Below are 23,762 nucleotides of genomic sequence, written 5' to 3' on the forward strand. Positions count from 1 at the left end.
AAAAGTATTAACTGGATATTTAATCGAATTCTTTTATCTTGTTTAAATGTAAAATTTATTGGTTGATGTTTCTTATGTTTGTAGATGGGTTGTCCTGGAGATGTTAATGTTGCTAATGTTAAAAAAGTGGTATTGTTTTGTTTAGTACCTGTATCTTTGATGTCTTTGAATGAAAAAACGCTAACCAATTGATAAATCAATGATTAGCGTTTTGCTCTGTACTCGGAGCGGGACTTGAACCCGCACAACCTAATGGTCACAAGATTTTAAGTCTTGCGTGTCTACCATTCCACCATCCGAGCATCCTATGAGCGAAAGACGGGATTCGAACCCGCGACCCCGACCTTGGCAAGGTCGTGCTCTACCAACTGAGCTACTTTCGCGAATGCTGCAATCGCCGAAACTTATCTCTCTAAGCCGTTTTGCAATTGCGAGTGCAAATGTAAAATCTTTTTTTTGATTTTACAAACTATTCATCAATATTTAAGAGACAGAAAGTATTTAATCTCGTATTTTCAAGTAATAATTATCTATCGGTATTATACTTGGAAAGACAATTAATAGGTCTGAGGCTTCAATTTTGGATACGATAAGTATCTCCATTCTTATTTATATAATATTTTCTTAGCCGTTCAGTAGAAGGTCCTGATTTACACCTGCCTGTTCCATCTCCGATTTCAAATATAGACTTACATTTTGGGCATTGCATCTGTAATATATTTAAAGAGTCTACTCTGTTATTTGCTGCCGCTTCGTATGGGCAAGCCTTGTCGAATGCGGCCAGGTTTACTTCTAGCCCTGAAGAGTAGTTAATAACCAAAACACCGCCATATCCCTGATCATTGTACGATTTCCTGTAATACGGCTCATTGAATTGGTGCTGAGTTTTTGTATTAATTACTATATTAACAGGTCTATCAGGGATAGATGTTGACATATTCTCGGACTTCTCACATCCCCAGAGTGAAAATATAATGGTCAGTACAATTAGTCGTTTTATAGTGTTTGTCATTGATTTAATATTGTTTCTATCTGTTGGATTTCCTGATCTGAGAAATCTTTGTTATTTAATGTGCCAATATTATCATTAAGCTGTTTAACCGAACTAGTTCCTATAATAACCGAAGTCACATGTCTGTTGTATAATACCCAAGCAAGAGCCATTTCGGCCAGAGTCTGACCTCTTTGTCGAGCTAATTCATTTAATAGCCTAGCTTTGGTAATAACCGAATCATTTACCTGATCTTTTTTGAGAAATCCGTTTTCTTTGGCAGCTCTCGAATTTTCAGGGATTCCATGCAGATATTTGTTGGTAAGCAATCCTTGTGCCAATGGCGAGAATGCGATAAAGCCGCTTCCTTGCTCTTCGGTTAGTTGTAAGATCTCTTTCTCGACATTGCGTACAAGCATATTATATCTGTCCTGAAAAATAAGGCAAGGAACTTTATTCTCTTTTAGTATCGTATATGCTTCTCTGGCCTTTTCAGTTGGATATTTGGATAAACCTACATATAATGCTTTTCCTTGTCTCACGATATCTACTAATGCCATCATCGTTTCTTCAACCGGAGTTTCTCCATCATAGCGATGGCTGTAAAAGATATCGAAATAGTCGAGACCTGTGCGTTTCAGGCTCTGATCGATGCTGGCAAATAATGATTTGCGAGAACTTCCATCACCATAAGGGCCATTCCACATGAGGTGCCCTGCTTTTGATGAGACGATCATTTCATCCCGATGATGTAAAAGATCATTCTTTAAGATCTTTCCAAACGTTGTTTCAGCACTTCCGGGAGGAGGGCCGTAGTTATTTGCCAGATCAAAGTGTGTGATGCCTTTGTCGAAAGCAGTGCAAAGCATTTGCCTGCAATTGTCAAAATCATCAACTTCTCCGAAGTTATGCCAAAGTCCCAGAGATAGTACCGGGAGCCTCAAACCGCTTTTACCACAAAGTTTATATTCCATATTCAAATTTGTCTGTTTTTCGTTAATAGTAACAAGAAGTCCTTAATGATGTATTTCCAAATAAATAGAAATTAACTTGTCCTAAAGTTACACATTTCTGGATATTTTAGGTGTATCTCTATATTTATATACAATATTGATTGATCAGTGTGTTTGAGAAAAGGTAACAAAGGTTACTTGACTGGTGAAGAATTATCAATAAAGAGTAAGTGGGTGATCTTTATTATTTTATTACTAAAAGGTGACAAAAGTAACAACTAAAATATATTCTTCTGGATAGCAGCTTTTACCCCTCAGTTCTCTAAAGGGATTTAACTGTCTCCCGAAAAAGGTACTTCGTGAGTTTATGGTAATTAAAAAAAAGGTAACAAAGACACATCAAAATAAGACTTTTTTATTTGTCCCTTTTTTGAATTGATTATCCTTAACTGACTGTAGGGGCATGTAACCAACAGTTCTCTTTATTCCAGCTATTTAAAGAACTCTTTAACTATAGATAAATCTTTTTATATGATATGTCAATCATTCGAAAGATTTATCTAAAAATAGAATTGGAATTACATATTGTGTAGATCTGATCTGTCGTAAACTATTTTTCATGATTGGTGGATTATTCTTACCATCTGTCTTCAATTTCATGTTTTTCAGAAAGAGTCACTCTCTCCGATAGGATTGAGAAACTCCATTTGTATTTTCGTCCAAAAAAGATACATATTAGCATACCGCATATAATCAGAGAAATCAGCTCTTTCATCGGATCCATTGATAATTGAGTAAAAATAGCATCAGTTTGTAAAGCCGACGACTGATTCGTAACGAATAAACTCAAAAATATATTATTAGCGGCATGTACACCCATCGGTAGTTCTATTCCATCGTCGAGAGTCGCCATTATCCCGAAAAGCAATCCGAAGAATATATACTGGGGCATTACGGAAAAGAATCCGTACGCAGCAACTTCGGGATTCAAAGAGTGCATAAGACCGAAAAGAACAGAAGGGATAAAAATAGAAAAGATGCGGCTGCCAGTTGCTCCTGCAATACCTTGAGCCAGATATCCCCGAAAAGATATTTCCTCGAACGATGTTTGCAACGGTATTAGTACCAGGCTGATAAGAAGAAGGATGAAAAATGACACAGGATTGAAATTTATAGTAAAGTTACTTGGGCTCACCAGATAATCGATAAGTAACAACACTGCCATAACAATAGTCCAGACTCCGGCTCCCCAGAAAAAGTGTGACCATCGGATCTTGTTTGTCCCGTTTATCACTTCCTTAAGTGTACGTTTGTTGAAGATTTTAAAGAACGGGATCATGGCAAAAAGACCCACTACGAAGGAAAATAAAAGAAGACCGAGAGCAACATTCTTTGAAATTCCCAAAACTGTTATATTCGTCATGTTGGCTGATATCTCCTGTATGGAAAATCCATTTTGAAGACCTTGGTAAAATATAACGGAAATATATGGTATTGCTCCGATAAAATTAGCTGCAATAAGAGCTATTAATATCGTTAGGATATAGTACCATAACGAAGTTTTAGGCTTAAGAGAGGATTCAAGAAAGTTCATACCGTAAGTTCTTTTATGTTTCAAAGTGTTCAGATTATATGAGTCTGCTTTATTTCGGGAAAATCACAGATCTGTGAAATAAAATGCAAATAATTCTATCCAGATTTTATATTGGTAAATGAAAGTATTTAATGATACATTTTCAAGCTGTGACAGACCCGGATTGTTGCCCTGACCAAAGCAATAAATAGATCTGTGGCCTTATTGTTTTTATATAGGCGGATCTTCTCCGGTTAGGGATTGATTTAATGAATAAAAAACAGAGAATTACTCTAAGTAGATGGCATAAATCCGTACCTTTGCATTCGAATAACAAAAAGCAATTGTATGTCAATAAGTGTATTTATTCTAATCTTGTTCATGGGAGCAATATTAGCTGGTTTTTTAGGCTCGCTTACCGGATTGGGTGGGGGAGTAGTTGTTATTCCCTTGCTTACTTTAGGTTTTGGTGTTGATATGAGGTATGCCATAGGTGCAGCCTTGGTTACATCTATCGCCAGTTCTTCGGGTGCGGCAGCGGCTTATATAAAAGAGGGAATAACGAATGTCCGTATCGGTATGTTTCTTGAAATTGCAACTACTACCGGTGCAGTAATTGGTGCTATTATAGCTATTTGGCTCGATAAGCAATATATCGCGGTTATTTTTGGCTGTGTTCTTATATTTTCAGCAATCCGTACAATAACAAAAAAGGAAGAGCATATCGATCCGAATGCACCGGCGGATAAGCTAGCCGAAAAATTGAAATTGAATGGCTCATATCCGACAAAAGACGGAGTTGTACAGTATAAAGTTCAGAATGTAGCTACCGGTTATTCGTTGATGACTCTTGCGGGAGTACTATCCGGTTTGTTAGGTATCGGTTCGGGGGCTTTAAAGGTTTTGGCAATGGACACAGCTATGAAAATTCCATTTAAAGTATCTACTACAACCAGTAATTTTATGGTTGGTGTAACTGCCGCAGCCAGTGCTGTCATTTATCTTCAAAGAGGTTATATTGATCCGGGATTGTGTATGCCTATTGTGGTTGGTGTGCTCTTAGGTGCTTTTTTCGGTTCCAAGATATTGCCGAAGGCTAATGTGAAACGGTTACGGCAGTTGTTTAGTGTCGTTATCTTCTTGTTGGCATTGTCTATGATGTATAACGGTATTACCGGTAAACTTTAAGGTCTCAGACCTATTTAATGACTTTTTTAAGTATGATGGCGATATATGGTTGTTTTCTTGAAATGACTTCATTTATACTTGCTGTCGCTTAATTATAACGAAACGAAAACATGAAACATATATTTTCACGGGAATATTGGGATCAACGGGATGTTGAGCAATACATAGGCAAGCTTCTGCGTTATGGAGTAATCCTGTCGAGCATCATAACCGTGTTTGGCGGTATTGTTTATTTATTTCAGCACCATTCCAAAACAGCGGATTATACGCCTACGCCATCGGGACAGCCATTTCCGGGGGTTGAACATTATCTGAGAGAATTGAATACGATTATACCCAGTGTGCTGAATTTCGATGGAGCAGCCATCATTCAGTTAGGTGTGATTGTGTTGATTGCTACACCTGTTATACGGGTTGCGTTCTCTGCTATCTCATTTCTTATAGAGAGAGATTATCTGTATGTATTTATTACATTGCTGGTATTAGGTATTATATTGGCTAATATGTTATTGGGGCTGCACTAAGATTACGTATCCTGAAAAATATACAGGCTGCTCTGAGTTTATCGGAACAGCCTGTTTCTATTGTATATTGTATAATAAGGGGTTAGGTGTTATTCTATGTTTTTTCTGACCTTGGTCAAAAAGTTTTTCATTTCGTCTGAATTTTTCTTCTCGATAATGGCGAGGAGGTTTGCAAGCTCTTCCCTTATTTGTTTTACCTGATTTGGAGTGTACGGGTTGAACAGTATCTCGGTAAGCAGGTAATCATCTTCCGATAATAAGCCTTTGGCGATATCCATATGTCGTTTGAATGTTGTACCCGGAGCTTCCTGATGTTTCATAACCGAAGCAAAAACCAGGGTAGAAGCAAACGGGATTGACAAGGAATAAGCGATGGTTTCGTCATGCTCATCAAATGTGTATTCAAATACCTGCAGGTTTAAGCTGTGATATAGATCAAGGAAAAATTTCTTACCCTCTTCCGATGATTCCGATATAACAATGGCACTTTGTGTTCTGAGGTTACGGAGATCGGCGAAAGTTGGGCCAAACATGGGGTGGGACGAAGCAAAAGGCTGTTTCAGGGTTGAATAAAAATCCTGTAATCCTGTTTTTACCGATGCTATATCCGAAACAATACATTGGTCGCTGATATAGGGTAGTATTGTTTTGAATGCTTCTATTGTATATTTGACTGTAACTGCATTTATTACCAGCTCCGGATCGAAAGTTGTTATTTCTTTCGGGTCGCTGAGGCGTATTACATTATATGTAAATTTCAGTCTGTCGGGGTCAGTATCGAATAGAGCGACTTCGTGATTTGAACTTAATACATCCGAGAAGAAAGATCCCATCTTTCCGGCTCCAAGTATAAGAATTTTCATTTGCTATATTGTTTTTTTGTTTAATCGTTAATTGATTATGCCAAAATGCTTTAACGCATTAGGTATGCCCTCGTCATCAACAGATGTCGTTACATAGTCTGCTACAGCTTTTACTTTGTCCTCGGCATTTCCCATTGCAATGCTGGTCGCTGCATGCTTCAGCATTGAAATATCGTTTCCTCCGTCGCCGAAAGCCATTGTTTCACTCAGATCTATGCCATAAAATTTGAGGATCTCATCTATACCTCTTTGCTTGCTGTTTCCTCTCGCGATAGCATCGGTAAAGAGTGGATGCCAACGAGCCGAATCGCAATCAGGCAATACTTTAGGCATAATACGATCTTCTCTTTCCTGAGTAAGAAAGGATACTAATTGGAATATTTCGCTCTCAGCAGCTTCTTCATTGCTCTTTATGGGAACAGGAGGGAAGTTGAGCAGTTTTAGGATTGTTTCCACATCTTCATTTACAAAGTTTAAGAACATATCGTGTTCTCTTACAAAAATACAAGGGAATGGTTCGGTCTTTTGATATTCGATCAGAGCTTGTATGTCTTTTTGCGGAACAGCGTTTTTGTATATGATGTCTCCTTTTTCTGTAGTACAGTATCCTCCGTTTACGGTAATGAACCCATCGAATTCAAGACCGTCCAGAGTGTCGAGTACAAGTCGTGGGCGGCCTGTTGCAATAAATACCTTTATTCCTTTTTCTCGGACTTTATGTATGGCTTGTATAGTGGGTTCGGGGATACGGTGGGTTTTAAAACTGACAAGAGTTCCGTCAATATCGAAAAAAATAGCTTTGGGTTGTTTTATTGTCATTTTATTTTGTTTGAGAAGGTCTCAGACCTTTTTATCTATATCTCTGAATGGTTTTCTTTTACCGAAGATCAATATTCCGATAATTGTATGTTTTGCAAAAGTACATAATATTTTATCGAATGAAAACTTTCAATTCGGAGTGTTAAGCCGTGTATTGAAAATAATCTGATTCATTCTCAATTTATTCGTTTTTCGTAACACAAGAATTTCCCTTTACGGAAAATGACGGAGCCGACTTCTTTATATCCTAATTTTAGATATAGATTCATCGCTGTTGGGTTTTCTGTGAAGGCATCTAATCTTATCGAATCGTATTTTTGCGCTGTTGCATATTCTTCAGCAAAAAGCATCATTTTCCGAGCTATACCCTTACCCTGCATATCCGGAGAAACGGACAGCCGATGTACAATGAGGTTACGTCCTTCTATGCCCCATGCTAATGCTGCATACTCGGGGCTTTGTAGCTCATTAAGGGTTATATAAGCCGAGACTTTTTCATTGTGGATGTATCCAAAAGCATTATTGTTATTAATGTCATTTTCTATATCACTGCGAGCCGGATATATTTCGTCCCATTGGTCTATGCCTGATGAGTTCATTTTCAGGATAACGCTGCTGATGATATCGCAGCAGTCATTTATATCCGATTTTAGAAGAAGCCTGATCATAATTAGCGAAGCGGTGCCGCCAATATATCCTGCAACTGATTGATATCTCCGTCATTCGGAGCAGGTTTGATTCCTAAAAGATAGGCTAGCAAAGGATAGATGGCTGTATTATCAAATATAGCCCCCTGTACATTCTTTTTGAATGCAGGTCCTGTTGCGTAGAATATAGCCTGCATATCGGGTTCGGAAGGTTCGTATCCATGTGCACCTGGTACTCCTTTGTGCTTGAAACTGAATTGCCATCCTATTTCAGGAACGACAATCAGGTCTCCTGCGTTTTTATTCGTTCCGTAATTCAAATCTGCTGGAAGTTGCCCCTTTCTATATACTTTGATATGTTCAATATTTGCCAGTGCATTACATATGGAATCCTGTTTTGCTTTATCCGAAACATAAATGGATGTGGGATTTGTTCCTTCTATATGATCATACCATGTTGGTTTCAAATAATCCTGAGGCTTTATTAACCTGTCCTGAGAAACTTCTGTCATACCGTGGTCTGCCACTATAACCAGATTCACTTTATCGGCAAAAGGCAGATTGTCGATTTTCTTTACTAACACTCCCATTAAACTATCCATTGCATGAACGGCCATGCCTGTTTGCAGGCTAAGCGGACCGTAATAGTGTCCTGCCGCATCGGGTTCATCAAAATACAAGGTTATTAGGTGTGGGCGTTCTGCTTCGGGTTTATTCAGCCATTCTATTGTTGTATCTATTCTTTGGGCATATCCCAACCTAGGTACATCACTCCATACTTTATAGTAATCGGGGTGAGTGTCCATTATATTTATATCGGATCCGACCCAATAAACAGATCCTGCTTTTACTCCTTGTTTTTGAGCTGTGATCCAGATAGGTTCACCTCCATAGTATTCCGTATCATTGCGGGTGATAGAATCGCCCATGCTATATGCCCGATTATTTGTTGTATCCCAGAATGAATTATTGATGATACCATGATGATCGGGAACCAGTCCTGTAATAAGTGTATAGTGATTAGGAAAAGTTGATGCAGGATAAGATGGCCGCATTACTGCTTTTACTCCTCGTTGGGCAATACGCTCTAAATTGGGAGCCTGATATAAACGGGGGTAATCCCATCTGAATCCATCCATTGATACTATAATAGTGTAGTTGTCCCGACTCTGAGCATTTACACTTAAAGCCATACCAGCCATTAATAATAAGACGAAAAGCATTTTTATAGCTTTCATAACCTAATGATTTAGTGATTTTATAACCTCAAAAGTACTGCAAAGAAAGGAGATCAAAGGGAGTTACTTCGGTTTTTAACACCATCTTAACAGGCAAAACAAAAGACTGCCCGTTTCTGAGCAGTCTTTCGGTTGAAAGATATTTTCGATGTTTTTCTTATTTCAGTAGGCTTGAAACTACAGCGTTTCCTGCGAATTTAGAGAATTCGATGTCAGAAGCGGCACGTTGTTTCAATGAAGGATCAGCACGGAATGCGTCATTCAGTGCAGAAGCTACTCCGGTAGCATCGTTAGTACGGGCTGCTACAAGGGCTTTCAGATAAGAGGTAGTAGCATTTTTATTGCTTACACCATTTAAAGTTTGTTCTGCCTGAGAATAATTTTTAGTCAAAAGCTGAGCTAAAGCAGCATTGTTAGATTTTGTGCTTCCAAATGCCTGTACAGCTTTTGAGTAGTCACCTTTCTTCAAATAAAGAAGACCAAGAGCTTCGCTTGCTGTATTTGCTTTAGATGCAGATCCGATTAGCTGTTCTGCTTTAGAGATGTCATTGTCAGCTAAAGCCAATAATCCAAGATTTACACTTGGTTCGGCAGCTCTGCTATCCAATTGTTGAGCTTTAGCAAAAGCTTGTTTTGCAGCATCTATTTGTCCATTTGAATAATAATATGCACCTAAATTGTTCCATCCTCTGTAATCATTCGGATATTTTTGAGTTACAGTAGTATATATTTTTTCGGCAGGAGCACCTTGTAGATTTGCAGCATAAAGCAATTCGTTGATGTTCAGGCTTGATGGGTTAGAATTAACAGCTTGTAAAAGTTCAGCGTCTGTTTTGCCAATAGTTTCTACATTGGCTACTAATCTTGATCTACGAAGTTGAGGTAGGATTGTTTCGGCTAATTCTTTGTAAACAACAGATACATTCTTGATTTCTCTTTCTCTGTCGGCAGGATCTGTGTACATAGATAGAACACGAAGTACCAAATCTTTGTCTTGAAGGCTTGATGCTTCTACAAGTTTCTTAAATCCTTCCCAGTCTTGAGCTGTGTAATTAGCATATACGTTTGTACCCACATTTTCTTTTTTGAATTCGTTATTCAAATAAGAAGTTGTGTTTTTTTCGCGTTCTCCTGCTAATTTCTCGTTTAGTTTATAACCACCATCAGGAGAAGCGTATGCCTGTACTTCAACATTAACGTTTTGTTTGCTGTTTTTATCGGCACTTTTTACAAGATCTTTCCAAGCAGCAAGATTAGAAGAATTAAGTTCGCTCGATCTCAATTTTGCTTGTTGTATCAAGAATAAGATGTTTGCGTCATAAGATTCTTTGATCAGCTTTTGGAAATCGTCCGGAGCCTCAGATGGAGTATTGGAATAAGCATCTGCTAATGTAGCAGTAGTGATTAAGCCTTCAGCTACTTTTACATCCGGTAATTCGACTGATTTATTTTTGATCTTAGATGTAAATCTCAGGTATAGTTCAGGATTTACCATTCCGTCTTCATAGTCAAATTCAGATTTGATGGTGAATGCTCCTCCTTGTTGTTGTGATATAACAATACCATTTCCCGAAACATTTTCGCCCTGATATGTAACTGATGTTCCATATTTTTCAGAATTTCCTGATTTCAGGATTGGAGTAACGGTAACTTCTGCATTCTTATTAAACCATTTCTCAGGGAATTTACCGTTTATAGTTACCGGTATTTTAGACCCTTGCACTTCCATTGGTGATGGAGATACAGAGAATAATGAAGATGATAACGGGGTTAACTTACTACTACATGACACTAGAATGATTGCAAACAAAGCAACCAGCATAGAATTGATTAGAATTTTTGTCTTGGCTTTCATGACTATTATTTATTTATTGACTACTTTTAAGACTCCAGATTTATTTGTATTTGTCCATTCAGGTAAACGGCTTAAGTCCGCTGTTTTCCGAAAATGGACATTAAAGACTTGTTATTGTTTATAACAAGAATACAATGCGACTAGTTCTGTAAAGCTATATATAAAACTACAATTAATAAATATGAATTCCGTAAATTTTAGTAATCTTAAGCATTTTCTGAATCAAAAGGTCGATTTGTATAATTGTCAGGGTTTCATAGCCGATGATCCGATATCAGTACCTCACCGGTTTACACGAAAAGAAGATATTGAGATTATAGGTTTTTTTGCGTCAATCTTCGCATGGGGACAAAGGCGTACTATTATTAATAAATGCATGGAGCTATCTGATAGAATGGATAATAGTCCATACGAATTTATGGTGGGGCATACTGATTCCGATCTTAAAAAGTTACTAGGATTTAAGCATCGTACATTCAATGATACGGATCTTCTTTACTGTGTAGAATTTTTTAAACAGCATTATCAGAATAATATTTCATTAGAGTCGGCCTTCTTTCCGGACGGAGGTATGACTGTTGAAGAAGGTTTGAATTATTTTAATCGTTATTTCTTTTCGTTGCCGGATGCTCCTCGAAGAACCCAGAAGCATATACCCAGTCCTCATAGAAAGTCGGCTTGTAAAAGGTTGAATATGTATTTGAGGTGGATGGTAAGAGACGACAATAGTGGTGTAGACTTTGGTCTGTGGAAAACAATCAGCCCAAAAGATCTTATTTGTCCTTTGGATTTGCATGTAGAGCGGACAGCTAAAAAACTAGGATTGCTGTCCAGAGATAAGCCAGACTGGCAAGCAGCATTGGAACTGACCGAAAACCTGCGGCAATTAGATCCTTTGGATCCTGTGAAATATGATTTCGCTTTGTTTGGGGTGTCAATCGAGGAGAAATGTGTTGTTGATATGCGATAGTATTCCTCTAAAAGACAATAGGGCTTTATTTGAATATTTTAACTAATGCCCTTACCAGAAACGAAAATAGTTTGCTTTTTTTGAAAACAGGAAGAAGGTATTCGTAATCTGCCAAATAGTGAAACCGTTCATAATCTTTCTGAATAGAGTGGGGGATACATTCATTTAAAACAGTCAGTCTTTCCTCTTCATGTTCTTTCTGCAACTGAGGATTAGTACTGATACCATCCCATTGAAAGAGTACAATGTCTGTATCTGTAAAAAGAGGTTGTTCGTTATGTAATCCTATTGTCTGTAGAAAGAATTTCCAATCCGCTGTTATCTTTAAATTCTCGTCATACATTCCGTATTTGGCAAACATGCTTTTGTGTATAAAAGTAGCCTGATGCTTAATTGTTCCCCAATAAAAATCGAAAAGAGTGAGAGGGCGGTTCAGTGCCGGTACCCGTTTGGTGTAATTCCCGAAATCGTTTAACTGATGCCCGTTTATGAAAGGAGCCGTATAAGTTTCTCTCCCGAATATCTTGTTTAATACATCGTTGTCAGCAAACGCATCAGCTGAATTCAGAAAATACAGGTAGTCGCCTGAAGCTTGCTGTATTCCCTTATTCATTGCGTTGAATATGCCTGCATCGGGTTCACTCACCCAATAACTGATGTTAGACTGGTATTGCGTGATAATATCGACACTCTGATCGGAAGACGCTCCGTCTATAACGATAAACTCATAGTTGGTATAAGTTTGACCGATTACACTGAGTATCGTCTTTTTTAATCCTACGGCATTATTGCGGTTGACTGTGATGATGGATATTCTGTTCATAAAGCTGATAAACTGAGAAAGTGGCATTATCGTTTGCCACTTTCTGATATTATTATACTAGGTCAATCCAAAGTAATAAAAAAGTCTGGGACCTTAAATGTATTTGTCTCCGTACTTTAATTTAGAATCAGCCACGAATTGTTTGATCCGTTGTTCTTCTTCTTTTTTACAAATAAGAAGAAGATCATCCGATTCTGCTACGATGTAATTGTTCAGACCTTGTATTACTGCTAATTTTCCTTCGGGAAGAGCAATAATGTTTTCAGAGCTGTCGAAAAACATAGTCTCGCACTTCAATGCAACGTTTGCATCTTCGTCCTTGTCCGAAATATCATGAAGTGATCCCCATGTTCCGAGATCCGACCAGCCGAAATCGGCAGCAAGTACACATACATTGCTTGCTTTTTCCATAATACCGTAGTCTATGGATATATTGGGGCAATATGCGTATTGTTCATTAATGAATTTCTGTTCTTCGGATGTTCCGTAAATATCAGTGCCGAGGTCGAAAATGTTAGATACTTCCGGCAAGTGATCGTGAAACGCTGATATTATTGTGTCTACATTCCAGATGAATAATCCCGAATTCCATAAAAATTCGCCGCTTTCGTAAAAGATTTTGGCTAATTCGTAATTCGGCTTTTCGGTGAAAACTTTTACTTTGTTTATGTCTTCAACTTCTTTTTCTCCTATTTGGATATAACCATAGCCTGTTTCTGGACGGTTTGGCTTTATTCCTAATGTAAGTAATATGGGTTGCTTGTTGACAAAATCCAATGCGTGGTTAATTACCGAGATAAATTCATCTTCTTTCAGAATCAGGTGATCTGAAGGTGCAACAACTATATTTGCGTTGGGATTCTTTTTCTTTATATGATAACTGGCATATGCGATACAAGGTGCTGTATTTCGCCTTAAGGGTTCCAATAGTATCTGTTCGGGGTTTAATTCAGGAACTTCTTCTCTTGTTAGTCCTGCATACCCTTCGTTTGTAATAATATAAATGTTCTCGATAGGTAAGACCTTTTTGAATCGATCTACGGTCATTTGTAGGAGAGAACGTCCTGTACCAAAAAAATCGAGGAATTGTTTTGGGCGGCTTTCTCTGCTGAAAGGCCAAAAACGACTACCAATCCCTCCGCTCATTATTACGCAATAGTTATTATTCATGTTATAGCATTTATACAATTTAGGTCTCAGACCTTTTTTTTGACTATCCTTCATTCCTTCGAATTTGAAGAATCGGAAGAGCCAATAGTTCTTTGATTTATTAAGGACAATAAGCGATTACTCAATTATTTTACTAAAATACGTTATTAAAAAAAATTCCCGTTGCTTATAAGACGGAAACAAATGTAATATATTTTATATCGAGAAAAAAATTAAGGAAGTTTTTTCAAAAAACAAAAAAAGGTATTGTTATTTAAAAAATATCAATACCTTTGCACTCGCTAAATAAAAGCAATGCCCAGATGGCGGAATTGGTAGACGCGCTGGTCTCAAACACCAGTGGATTCACTTCCATGCCGGTTCGATCCCGGCTCTGGGTACGATTTAGATAGAAGCCTAATTGATAATCAATCAGTTAGGCTTTTTCTTTTGATTATTTGTTCCCAAATTGTTCCCAAATATCCTTTTGGTATTTTTATTTCGAAATAATACCTGAATAATAATCATAAAAATGGGTTATCAAATTTCTTTCTGCTCCGCAAATATTCTTGATCTAGTATCCAATGATATAGAGCATAATTCTCATCTGTTTCTTTCATATGGTGTATTTCAACTCCAAGCGAATTAGCAATATCATACAAATTATTAACCAATTCTTTGCTCGCTCGTGATCCTACGAAAATAGATTTAATATACGGAAATGGTATCTTGTTGTCATAATATTTACATATTTTGTCGTCAACGATTAACCTCCATTCCTTTTCATAATTCCACACGGTAGATTTATTAATAAATGACTTGATGATTAGCTCTTTGAATTTAGGATTAGACAAAGTGGTATTATCTGATTCATAGGCCAGTTTATTCAACAATGTTTTGGGTATCAATGTTCTTTTATTGGAGTACGAGATAGGGAATAATCCTGCTTTTAGAGTTGCAATTATTCTTTCATCAATATATTTTCCAGGATTGACCGATGGGGCATACCATTCAACTTCATAATTAATATCGTTTTTCAAGGATGATATGTCATACTCTACACAAAACCCTCTATGGCTGTCCGAATAATGAGACCACAAAAGCATCTTTTTTATACTCTCATCGAACCAACGTAATTCTGAAAAACATGCTACTCTTACCGAATGATGTCTTGCATTTTCAATAATGGCGTTAATTCTTTTAATCTTAGGAAATATAAGCTCATTATATTTTCCTTGTAACAAATTCGATTTAGAATTTACTATTGACCGGCATACTATTGAAAAGTCTCTTTTATTACTATAAATATTATAGGGCGGCTCAGTAGTGAATGTATTGCATATTTGTAATAAATCGTCTTTGGTGAAATAATCCGCGTTTATACTGTCATTAATCCTATTATTCTTACGAATATAATCGATCAATAAATATTTTATATACTCATCACTATTATAACCTATGCTACAATCAAAAGGATCGTTAAAGGAGCTTGGAGATGACATCCATACACATTTATTCTTTACATCCTGAACATTTTCATGCGTAGGCGAATAAAATTTTAATAATGTTTCCGGCAAATACTTTCCTTTTGTATTTACTATTTTGGTATCCTTTTCGATTGATTTGGCAAAAAAAGTCTCGGATGATTTTTCAAAATCAATAATATCCCGTATAAATCTATTCTGCCACTTCATACTATTTTTGTACCATTAACCTTAATGAAACAGTGCTTTTCCTATCATCGAGTGCATATGACATATTATTTACGGTTATTTATGTAGGTTAAGTATTTAGTGAGTTGTTTTGACTCTACTTGTTTCATATATTGTTCCATATATAAAAAATCAGGGTCTTCTTTTTCGTTAATTGGAAGCATTATTTTCTGACGCTTCAATCTACCTGTTCCCATTTTGTAACCGTATCCATATTTATCTTTTTGCGCTGTTATTTGACATGCAATAAATTGACCAATATGTTTTGAACTATGCTTAAGTCTTAGTTTTCTGCAGTCATTTGAAAATAGAGCAGGGTAAGTATGAAAAAACGAGTAGCCTACTGACCCATTCCTATTCACAGATAAACAATTTGACTCACAAGTTTCATTGTTATTAGAAACAAAATAACCTATTCCATTATTGGATGCCGTAGCTGTAATATATGGATTACATCCCTTTACTCTCTCAGCTTCGTAAATGTCTTTGCCTGACAAAATTTCGGCGATATCTTCTACAAAAAATTCTTTCCATTCTTTTGCAGACAAAGGTTTAATTTGTTTGCTTACCGCAATATCAAGCGTCTGTGCATATTTCTTATAGTGCTCCAAAAGTGCAGACTCTTTCTCTCGCATATAGGCTTCCATAAATTCGTAATCAGGCTCTTCAATGATATTAATCGGGAGTAATACCTTACTTCGTTTCAACCTAGTTAATGTTGCTCCATTACCGCCCCAATTAAATTTCTCCATCAAACGCTTTAATAAAGGAATAAGAAATGCCGCTACATATTTGTTCAAATTCGAGCTATGTAAAATTTGTATGTTCTGCCCTGTATAAAAAGCCGTTGCCTGAAAAAAAACCGTTTGGGTATCTAATCCAATTGTTATTACATTTCCGGGATCCAGTTCGTACTTTGCGTCTTGAGTAACTACAAAAATATCTATCCCATTATTTTTATCTGTTCTTGTAATGTACGGAATGCTTCCATCTCTATTATTTAACCTGCTCTTGTCTATACTGCTGCTTGTAGATTTAATATCGAATAACGACGATAATACAAACTCTCTCCATTCTTTATTTTTTAATTCCTGTCTCATATTTTTTCCTCCAATCCAAATAGATAACCTTTGCCATGTGTTATCATATTAAACTCAAATGTCAGGTAGTCTGCCATTGTTTTTGCAAAATCCTCGTCAGATGGCAATTCGTCATTGAAATAATAGAATGAATGTAACCATTCATCATCAAGTTCAATCTTAGTTTTTACCATAAACTTACTCTCGGTGGGAGCATCATCAAGCCAACAAGACAGTAAGTGTGCTTTACGTTCCTTGGCTCTCTCGGTTTCTACCAATCCAATGTGCTTGTTTACTACAAATCCATCATCATCAAAATTGACAAACTTGCAGTATTTGCCTTTTGGGTGTGTTTTATGTGCCGTGAAAATAGCAAGACAAGGATTGGTACCCACACCGTAAAAAGTGTTTTTATTTAGAGTAATTACACCCTCTAAGGTGTGCTTTTTCAGAATCTCATTCTTAATTTTCTTGTCTTCTTTGGTCTTACCCACCATTGTCGATTGAGGAACAATCACTACACATCTGGCATCATCTGCCAGGCTATCCAATAGGTGTTTAATAAAACATATCTCAGACAAATGTGCCGTATCTTTCCCTTTTGCTTGAGAGTACGGCGGATTCATAAAACCGACGGTTGATTTTTGTTTCCGCAAATCAGCCACGGTACATTTTAAGAAGTCCTCACATATTAAATTACTTTTACCATCACCCCGAAGGATCATATTTGTGGTGGCAATAGAGAACATATCATCCCTAACTTCAATACCGTAAATTTGATTCTGCTTTATATTCTCTCTTTGTTCTTTAGAGGTAGCCTTATTTAGCATATGATGCATCCCTGCAATAAGAAAACCACCAGTTCCACAACAGGGGTCAAAAAGAATGTCCGTGGGTTGAATATTTACAAGGTCACAGAATAACTCAGTAATATGTTTTGGAGTCAGTACAACACCTAATGATTGTCCATCACCGCCACTATAACGAATAAATTCTCCATAGAAACGTCCCAATACATCTTCAGCTGTATTGCTTTTGACCGAAGTCAAAACATTCTTATAAATATATTCTGTAAAATACCTTAAAGGGGTTTTGGCTAACTTATAGTCTTTATCTGTTATTCTATCATCTTTGCGGTTTAGGATGGGTCTATCTTTAATAAGCGTGAATTGGTTTAATATCTGACTTTTCTTTGTCTGGGGTTGCACCTTGACCCTATCCATATGGGTAGACAATGCATCGTATATTATTTGTCCGTCAGTTCTTAGCTCGTCTCCTTTCAGCGAATCAATCGAGAATGACTCTTCACTTAGAGCTAATAATATTGCCGACACAACAAGTGGTTTTTCATTATCACCAAGTTGCCCGTAGTTGCGTAGAGCTTCGTGAAGTTCAGAAGATTTTTTCAAAATATCCTCTAATTCCAATGTTTCCTGTGGAGTTTCACCAAGAACTTGTTCTTTGTAGTATTTCCCGATGTTCTCTGCTGAAAAATTCTCAAAGTTCTCAACCTCTGTAAGTATTTTATACCCTCTTTTGTCAACATATATCGGTCTTATTTTATGATGTTTCTCATCACCAGAGCAACCAAACGCAAAGATTTTATCAAAAGAGGTTTTATTAATAATATGTTGAGCGTAATGGAGTGCCCCGTTTTCGGCATAATCCCTAACCGATTTAACATCCATTAGCAGAGCAGTTTTATCATCATTTGAGTATGCTGCCTGCTTGTCTAAGGCAGCCTTATCTTCAATGACAATGATAAATTCGTTGGATCGCCCAATAAACTCAGGAAAACCAGCCTTCTCGGTCTTCTTTTTCGAAGATGTTCTAAGGGCTTCCTGAATCTCCTTTATACTGCTCCCATTGGGAGTGTATTCTATTTTTGCACTATCCAGTAGTTTTCCTATAAGGAAATCTGTTTTTCGTTCATTCGCCATGCTATGTTATTTTATCCGTTTTACTTTAAAATATTTTTTATCATCGATACTCTCTGAAGAGAAATCAAATTCCCACTGATAACTATCCTTGATTCGTTTCTTTGCATTATGAAACCCCGTATAATCCGTATCTACCAACAGAAAATAGCGAACCTCCCCTGTTGAGAAACTTCTCAAGGTGTCGATATAGCTTTTAACTGTCTTTATTTTAGATGGTTTTATACTCATTTTTATTTATCAATGATAATACAAAGATATATTATTGACAATTAATATCCAAATTATATTTTCATCCCCTGATCTTGTTTTGGTTGAATAGTTACTCCGATAGATTTTAGGAACTCTTGTTGTTTTTGCCTGAACCAATTCGTTTCGCTTACGCCGTCAATTGTTCGGTTGTTAGGTTTAGTTTGCCTTGCTCAGCTGGGCTTTTTTTACCTCGGCAACTGAGTGGCCAGTTTCAAAATGGCGTTGGTATTCCGATCAATAGATTTTACCCTTGAATCCGACAGGCTTTTCTCCAATATCATTTTGATTAGCTCATCTGAAAATCCCAGATATTTACAAAGGTTTTCAATTTTGAGCAACTCCCGAATATGAGGGAATAGGTCGTAAATCTTTTTGAGTTCTTGACGGAGCTTGTCGGTAATTTTTGCGTATTCCGCTTCGGCAGTGTTCATCTGTGCTTTAAGTTGCCTTATTTCATTATAACTTTGTTTTCACATGCAAAAAACGTAAGCTTTAACATGATACTTTAAAATATTAGTTTTTTTTGAGAATAGAATACTCTATTTGATATATTGGAATTAGAACAGACTAAGAGTGAAATGTTATGTAATTTCAACTAGTGCTATTAAAAATAAACTGCGAAATATTCGAGTGTGAAAGAATATTTGTACATTTGAAGAAATAATTTCAGTCATGTACGATAAATTTACATCTTTAGAGAAATATAACTTCTGGAACGGAAATGTTCCTGAATTGGGATTTACACGTAAGGATTATACCAATAAGATTTTTGACTATACCGGAAATAAATTAATCAAGGTATTGGTTGGGCAACGCCGTGCAGGAAAAAGCTATATCCTTCGCCAAATAGCACATAGGCTTATTCGTGAAGGTGTTAATCCGAAAAATATATTCTATATCAATAAAGAGTTCACGGATTTTGATTTTATTGGAAATTATAAAGATCTCGGGACTTTACTTAATCTATATAAAGATAAGTTACAACCTTCGGGGAAGGTATATCTTTTCATTGACGAGATTCAAAATGTAGAGGGATGGGAACATTTTGTCAATTCTCATTCTCAGGATTATGTAGATAGCTATGAAATATTTATAAGTGGGTCTAACTCTAAGATGTTATCGGGAGAACTGGCAACATTATTATCAGGGCGATATGTGAATTTTGAAATATTACCGTTCAGCTTCAATGAGTACGTAGGGATAACGAATACAACTGTTTCAAAGCAAAGTTATATTAATTATATGGAAAGTGGAGCTTTGCCGGAATTATTCGTATTGCCTAATGCTGAGACAAAACGCAATTATATATCGGCAATTAAAGACACTGTACTTTTGCGAGACATTATACAACGGCATAATATCAAAGATCCCAAATTGTTGGAAGATATTTTTGTCTATTTGGTAAATAATGCCGCTAATCTGGTATCAATAACCAATATCGTTAATTTCTTTAAGAGTAATAAACGAAAGACAACTTACGATACACTTTCTAATTATATAGGCTTCATAGAAGATACCTTTTTGGTTCATAAGGTCGAGCGATATGATATTAGAGGAAAGGATACTATTTCGGGAAACTGCAAATATTACATTAATGACTTGTCTTTCAAGAATTATCTGTATCCCGGATTTGGCTATGGTATAGGCTATAAATTAGAGAACCTTGTTTATCTGGAGCTTCGCAGAGCAGGGTATGAGGTATATGTTGGTGCAATGAGAGATAAAGAGGTTGATTTCGTTGCTAAAAAAGGAGATCGTGTCATTTATCTTCAAAGTACCTATCTAATGGCTGACGAACAAACCGCCAAACGTGAATATGCACCATTGGAAGCTATACAGGATAATTACGAAAAGTTTGTCGTTTCTCTCGATGATATTTCTCTGCCTTCTAATGAGGGCATAAAGCATATTCAGGCGTGGAATCTGAGTGCGATTTTATAGGATTAATGTCCTCGGATACTAGTCGAGGTAAATTTTGTACGAATGTATATTTATCCAGATTTCCGGCAGTAGAGTTAGTGAAAATATCAGGGCATAAAAGCCCTGTTGCCTTTATCATTACCTAACATTAAGTAATAAAGGAATTGATCATCAATTATTTGTTTCTAATACTTGGTTAAACTTTCAGAGAAGAAAGTTTTAGAGGGATTTAGAAGGAAGTGGTTGAAATAATAACCATTTATTTGTTAATGGCCAACTTCTTTTTTTATCATACAAATACAGTAGGGGTTAAATGTATAAAAGAATTCAGTTTAACAAAAACTATATGTCAATTGTTTTTTGTGCAAACAACAAAGTAAGTAGCCCACAACAACAGTGGTAAGGTTCGACAGGAAAGCAAACCCAATCTCCAACTCCGTATAGTTCGTAATGTTAGATTACATTGATAAACAACTACAAACCATTAAAGGCAAAATTGAATGAGGTAAAAATAAATACACAACAAAGCTTTGAAAAATGATTTTAGTTCTGTATTTTTATATCGTTCTTAATTAACAAATAGTAATAACTTTTTTTTAAAAAGATTAACTTATGACTTACACAAAACCGAAAGTTCTAGCAAAAAGTACTGCACAAATGGCAGAATGTCGTCCCAATAGTAAGCCAAGTGGAAGGCCTTGTAATAAACCAGGGCCAGGTGGACGTTAATGAACAATTTAATCAGGAAACGCTCTTTTATATTGAACTCGTTTCCTGATTATACTAAAAAAAGCATTCTTATGTTTTTCAAGCAAAAATCTACTATCATATTCAGAAACTATGGGTCTTTTGGGTATATCACAGACAATCGGAATTTCGGGTATAAACTAACTAATAGTAATGAAAATTACATTGGAGACAAAATTCTATCAGAAAGTGGAAACGTGTTTTTTTCTGCTTTAGATAGAAAGCCGCAAACTATTGATGAACTTTCTAAAAAAATTAATGAGCAATTTACAGGTGTTGATATTCAAACAATAAAGAACGATGCTTACGAATTTTATTGTATGCTCGAACAAGATGGATTTATTGTATCGGGTGAAACATTTCAGGAGTGCGAAGAAAAAGATACGAGATTTGCGTATAGAATATCAGAACCTGAAATAATAAAAAAGGATTTTTCTCCGAGTATTATACCTTCTGAAAAAGATACGCAAGATTTCTTCGAAGAATACTTTAAAGGCAAGCCACAGCTTACAAATTTACATATAGAGATTACAAGTAAGTGCAACGAAAGATGTGTACACTGCTATATTCCCCATGAAAATAAAATAACTAATATTTCTCCAGATTTGTTTTATGATATTTTAGAACAATGTAGAGATCTGAAATTGTTGCATTTGACCTTAAGTGGTGGAGAACCAATGTTGCACAAGGAATTCTGTGACTTTTTAAAAAAATGCAGAGAGTATAATTTTTCTGTAAATGTACTTAGTAATTTAACATTACTAAATGATGGCATTATTGAAGAAATGAAGGCGAATCCCCTTCTAGGTGTTCAAGTCTCATTATACTCAATGAATCCCGCTATCCATGATGAGATAACTCAAATGAAGGGAAGTTTTGAGAAAACAAAAAATGCAATTTTAAAACTGATTGAAAACGATATCCCTTTGCAAATAAGCTGTCCAATTATGAAACAAAATAAGGATTGTTGTAATGATGTTATAGAATGGGCTAAAATACACAAGATTCATGTCGGAACGGATTATAATCTTATAGCAGAATACAATCATACAACACAAAATTTGAATTGTCGCTTGTCAATTGATGAAATCAGAGGGATCATACACAATAAAGTCACACGTGATGCAAAATATTTAGAACAGTTGCGAATGACTGCTAAGGAGAAAAAAGATGCTACATCGAATGATTTTGTTTGTAGCGTTTGTCGTTTCTCTATTTGCATAACAGAGAATGGAGATGTATACCCATGCGCGGGCTGGCAGGACTATATTGTTGGGAATGTAAAAGAAACTCTTCTTAAGGATATTTGGGCGAATTCTGAAAAAGTGCAATATTTAAGAGGTTTGCGTAACAAAGATTTCCCTAAATGTATTCAATGCTCAGATAAAGAGTATTGTACCATGTGCATGGTCAGAAACGCCAATGAAAGTCCTCAAGGAGACCCTTTAGCTCTTAGTGAGCATTTTTGTAATATCGCAAAACTGAACAAACAAATAATACTTGATTTGAAGAAAAAAACTATGAATATTTAATTGGAGAATAAATCTTCTTTAAGGATATTGACATTAATAAGACAGTGTAGAGGCATCTAAGAATTTTATATTCAACCTAACAAATTTATGGCTAAGAAAATAATGAACCTTAATGAAAGATCAGAAGAACTTTTTAATCAGGACAAGTTTGACGAAATTATTGAATTGCTTACTGACAAAATTCTAGAAGAGCAGAATGATGCGGAATTATATGCATGGAGAGGAAATGCATGGCATAATAAGATGGAATATGGCAAATCTATTGTAGATTACAATAAAGCTATAAAAAACAATCCAGATGATGCAGAATTATATGTATGGAGAGGAAATGCGTGGTATAATAAAACAGAGTATGACAAAGCGATAGATGATTATACTAAAGCTATGGATTTAAATCCTGATTCTGAGGATGCATACTTTAGTAGAGGACTTGTCTGGCAAAGTAGGAAAGAAAATGACAAAGCTATTATAGATTTCAATAAAGCAATTGAAATCTATAATAAAGTTATAAAGAATAGTCCGGATGATTCGAAATTATATTTTGGAAGAGGAAATACATGGTATTATCAAGAAAATTATGAAAAGGCCAAAGCGGATTATACTAAAGCCATAGATCTAAAATCTGATTTTGTATTTGCATACTATAATAGAGGACTAGCTTCATTTGCTAAAAAAGAATATGATAAAGCGATAGAAGATTATACTAAAGTTATTGGATTCAGACCTAATTCTGATGTTTACTATGTTGACAGAGGAAATGCATTGAAAGCAAATGGAAAATATGAAGAAGCAATTGAGAATTACACAAAAGCTATAGAAATCAACCCTGAGTCAGAAAATGCATATTATATCAGAGGGCTAGTAAAAAAAGGAAAAAATATTGATTTAGAAGGGAGTGGAAAATCCAGTGAGCGTTGCCCCCTCGTGCCAAATCTAAATTGCCCCCTGAAAAAACTTTATAATTACCCCTAAAATATCCTGGTCGATGGG

General features: G+C 36.1%; 21 protein-coding genes and 3 tRNA genes. 7 read left to right on the plus strand and 17 right to left on the minus strand.

The window, feature by feature from the left end; all coding sequences use genetic code 11:
• Nucleotides 1–219 precede the first annotated feature (219 nt).
• From K322_RS0118070 to K322_RS20035, 5 genes are all read right to left on the minus strand, one after another.
• A tRNA-Leu gene (locus K322_RS0118070) sits at nt 220–302 on the minus strand.
• Nucleotides 303–310: 8 nt separating this feature from the next.
• Nucleotides 311–383: transfer RNA gene (locus tag K322_RS0118075), tRNA-Gly, on the minus strand.
• A gap of 191 nt (nt 384–574) precedes the next feature.
• Nucleotides 575–1,012 (minus strand): hypothetical protein, encoded by a 438-nt coding sequence (locus K322_RS20505; RefSeq protein WP_051290964.1) that lies wholly within the window; start codon nt 1,010–1,012, stop codon nt 575–577.
• Entirely contained in the window at nt 1,009–1,965 is a 957-nt protein-coding gene (locus tag K322_RS0118085; protein ID WP_035332570.1) for an aldo/keto reductase, read from the minus strand. Before K322_RS0118085 ends, K322_RS20505 begins: the two co-directional genes overlap by 4 nt.
• Nucleotides 1,966–2,581: 616 nt before the next feature.
• Entirely contained in the window at nt 2,582–3,538 is a 957-nt protein-coding gene (locus K322_RS20035; RefSeq protein WP_051290965.1) for a CPBP family intramembrane glutamic endopeptidase, read from the minus strand.
• 327 nt (nt 3,539–3,865) lie between these two features.
• On the opposite strand from K322_RS20035, the gene K322_RS0118095 reads away from it, so the two are divergent.
• Both K322_RS0118095 and K322_RS0118100 read left to right on the plus strand, forming a co-directional pair.
• A complete protein-coding gene (locus tag K322_RS0118095; protein ID WP_026628142.1) occupies nt 3,866–4,705 on the plus strand; it encodes a sulfite exporter TauE/SafE family protein in 840 nt (279 codons plus the stop codon).
• Between the two features lie 110 nt (nt 4,706–4,815).
• Nucleotides 4,816–5,229, plus strand: a complete 414-nt coding sequence (locus tag K322_RS0118100) for a DUF1634 domain-containing protein (RefSeq protein ID WP_026628143.1) — start codon at nt 4,816–4,818, stop codon at nt 5,227–5,229.
• 89 nt (nt 5,230–5,318) lie between these two features.
• On the opposite strand, the gene K322_RS0118105 is transcribed toward K322_RS0118100, so the two are convergent.
• The 5 genes from K322_RS0118105 to K322_RS0118125 all read right to left on the minus strand — a co-directional run bounded on the left by K322_RS0118105 (nt 5,319) and on the right by K322_RS0118125 (nt 10,651).
• Nucleotides 5,319–6,092 (minus strand): prephenate dehydrogenase/arogenate dehydrogenase family protein, encoded by a 774-nt coding sequence (locus K322_RS0118105; RefSeq protein WP_026628144.1) that lies wholly within the window; start codon nt 6,090–6,092, stop codon nt 5,319–5,321.
• Between the two features lie 27 nt (nt 6,093–6,119).
• A complete protein-coding gene (locus K322_RS0118110) occupies nt 6,120–6,911 on the minus strand; it encodes a Cof-type HAD-IIB family hydrolase (protein WP_026628145.1) in 792 nt (263 codons plus the stop codon).
• Nucleotides 6,912–7,087: 176 nt separating this feature from the next.
• A complete protein-coding gene (locus K322_RS0118115) occupies nt 7,088–7,579 on the minus strand; it encodes a GNAT family N-acetyltransferase (RefSeq protein WP_026628146.1) in 492 nt (163 codons plus the stop codon).
• A gap of 2 nt (nt 7,580–7,581) precedes the next feature.
• Nucleotides 7,582–8,796 (minus strand): alkaline phosphatase family protein, encoded by a 1,215-nt coding sequence (locus tag K322_RS0118120; protein WP_084158619.1) that lies wholly within the window; start codon nt 8,794–8,796, stop codon nt 7,582–7,584.
• A gap of 157 nt (nt 8,797–8,953) precedes the next feature.
• Nucleotides 8,954–10,651 carry a tetratricopeptide repeat protein gene (locus tag K322_RS0118125; RefSeq protein ID WP_026628148.1) on the minus strand — a complete coding sequence of 566 codons (1,698 nt, stop codon included), beginning with the start codon at nt 10,649–10,651 and terminating at the stop codon, nt 8,954–8,956.
• A gap of 181 nt (nt 10,652–10,832) precedes the next feature.
• On the opposite strand from K322_RS0118125, the gene K322_RS0118130 reads away from it, so the two are divergent.
• Nucleotides 10,833–11,621, plus strand: coding sequence for a TIGR02757 family protein (locus K322_RS0118130; protein WP_026628149.1), 789 nt, complete (start codon nt 10,833–10,835; stop codon nt 11,619–11,621).
• 25 nt (nt 11,622–11,646) lie between these two features.
• On the opposite strand, the gene K322_RS0118135 is transcribed toward K322_RS0118130, so the two are convergent.
• Nucleotides 11,647–12,444 carry a glycosyltransferase family 2 protein gene (locus K322_RS0118135; RefSeq protein ID WP_026628150.1) on the minus strand — a complete coding sequence of 266 codons (798 nt, stop codon included), beginning with the start codon at nt 12,442–12,444 and terminating at the stop codon, nt 11,647–11,649.
• A gap of 93 nt (nt 12,445–12,537) precedes the next feature.
• On the minus strand, nt 12,538–13,614 hold the full coding sequence (locus K322_RS0118140) for a mannose-1-phosphate guanylyltransferase (RefSeq protein WP_026628151.1): 1,077 nt from the start codon (nt 13,612–13,614) through the stop codon (nt 12,538–12,540).
• 296 nt (nt 13,615–13,910) lie between these two features.
• On the opposite strand from K322_RS0118140, the gene K322_RS0118145 reads away from it, so the two are divergent.
• Nucleotides 13,911–13,994, plus strand: a tRNA-Leu gene (locus tag K322_RS0118145).
• Nucleotides 13,995–14,117: 123 nt separating this feature from the next.
• Here K322_RS0118145 and K322_RS0118150 read toward each other — a convergent pair.
• The 5 genes from K322_RS0118150 to K322_RS0118170 all read right to left on the minus strand — a co-directional run bounded on the left by K322_RS0118150 (nt 14,118) and on the right by K322_RS0118170 (nt 19,004).
• Complete coding sequence (locus tag K322_RS0118150; RefSeq protein WP_026628152.1) at nt 14,118–15,287, minus strand: DUF2971 domain-containing protein; 1,170 nt, start codon at nt 15,285–15,287, stop codon at nt 14,118–14,120.
• Between the two features lie 65 nt (nt 15,288–15,352).
• On the minus strand, nt 15,353–16,405 hold the full coding sequence (locus K322_RS0118155) for a restriction endonuclease subunit S (protein WP_035332572.1): 1,053 nt from the start codon (nt 16,403–16,405) through the stop codon (nt 15,353–15,355).
• Entirely contained in the window at nt 16,402–18,324 is a 1,923-nt protein-coding gene (locus K322_RS0118160; protein WP_026628154.1) for an HsdM family class I SAM-dependent methyltransferase, read from the minus strand. Before K322_RS0118160 ends, K322_RS0118155 begins: the two co-directional genes overlap by 4 nt.
• Nucleotides 18,325–18,330: 6 nt before the next feature.
• Nucleotides 18,331–18,552, minus strand: a complete 222-nt coding sequence (locus tag K322_RS0118165) for a hypothetical protein (RefSeq protein WP_026628155.1) — start codon at nt 18,550–18,552, stop codon at nt 18,331–18,333.
• Between the two features lie 206 nt (nt 18,553–18,758).
• The gene (locus K322_RS0118170; RefSeq protein WP_026628156.1) at nt 18,759–19,004 is read right to left on the minus strand and encodes a DnaD domain protein; all 246 of its coding nucleotides are present in this window, start codon (nt 19,002–19,004) and stop codon (nt 18,759–18,761) included.
• A gap of 241 nt (nt 19,005–19,245) precedes the next feature.
• On the opposite strand from K322_RS0118170, the gene K322_RS0118175 reads away from it, so the two are divergent.
• From K322_RS0118175 to K322_RS0118185, 3 genes are all read left to right on the plus strand, one after another.
• Nucleotides 19,246–20,514 (plus strand): ATP-binding protein, encoded by a 1,269-nt coding sequence (locus tag K322_RS0118175; protein WP_026628157.1) that lies wholly within the window; start codon nt 19,246–19,248, stop codon nt 20,512–20,514.
• 779 nt (nt 20,515–21,293) lie between these two features.
• Nucleotides 21,294–22,772, plus strand: coding sequence for a radical SAM/SPASM domain-containing protein (locus K322_RS0118180; protein ID WP_026628158.1), 1,479 nt, complete (start codon nt 21,294–21,296; stop codon nt 22,770–22,772).
• An 87-nt stretch (nt 22,773–22,859) separates the two neighbouring features.
• Nucleotides 22,860–23,744: a tetratricopeptide repeat protein gene (locus tag K322_RS0118185; protein ID WP_026628159.1), complete on the plus strand. Its 885-nt coding sequence runs from the start codon at nt 22,860–22,862 to the stop codon at nt 23,742–23,744.
• The last annotated feature ends 18 nt before the right edge of the window (nt 23,745–23,762 follow it).

Source organism: Indolivaga capnocytophagoides DSM 22835 (assembly GCF_000426485.1).
Classification (GTDB): domain Bacteria; phylum Bacteroidota; class Bacteroidia; order Bacteroidales; family Dysgonomonadaceae; genus Dysgonomonas_A; species Dysgonomonas_A capnocytophagoides.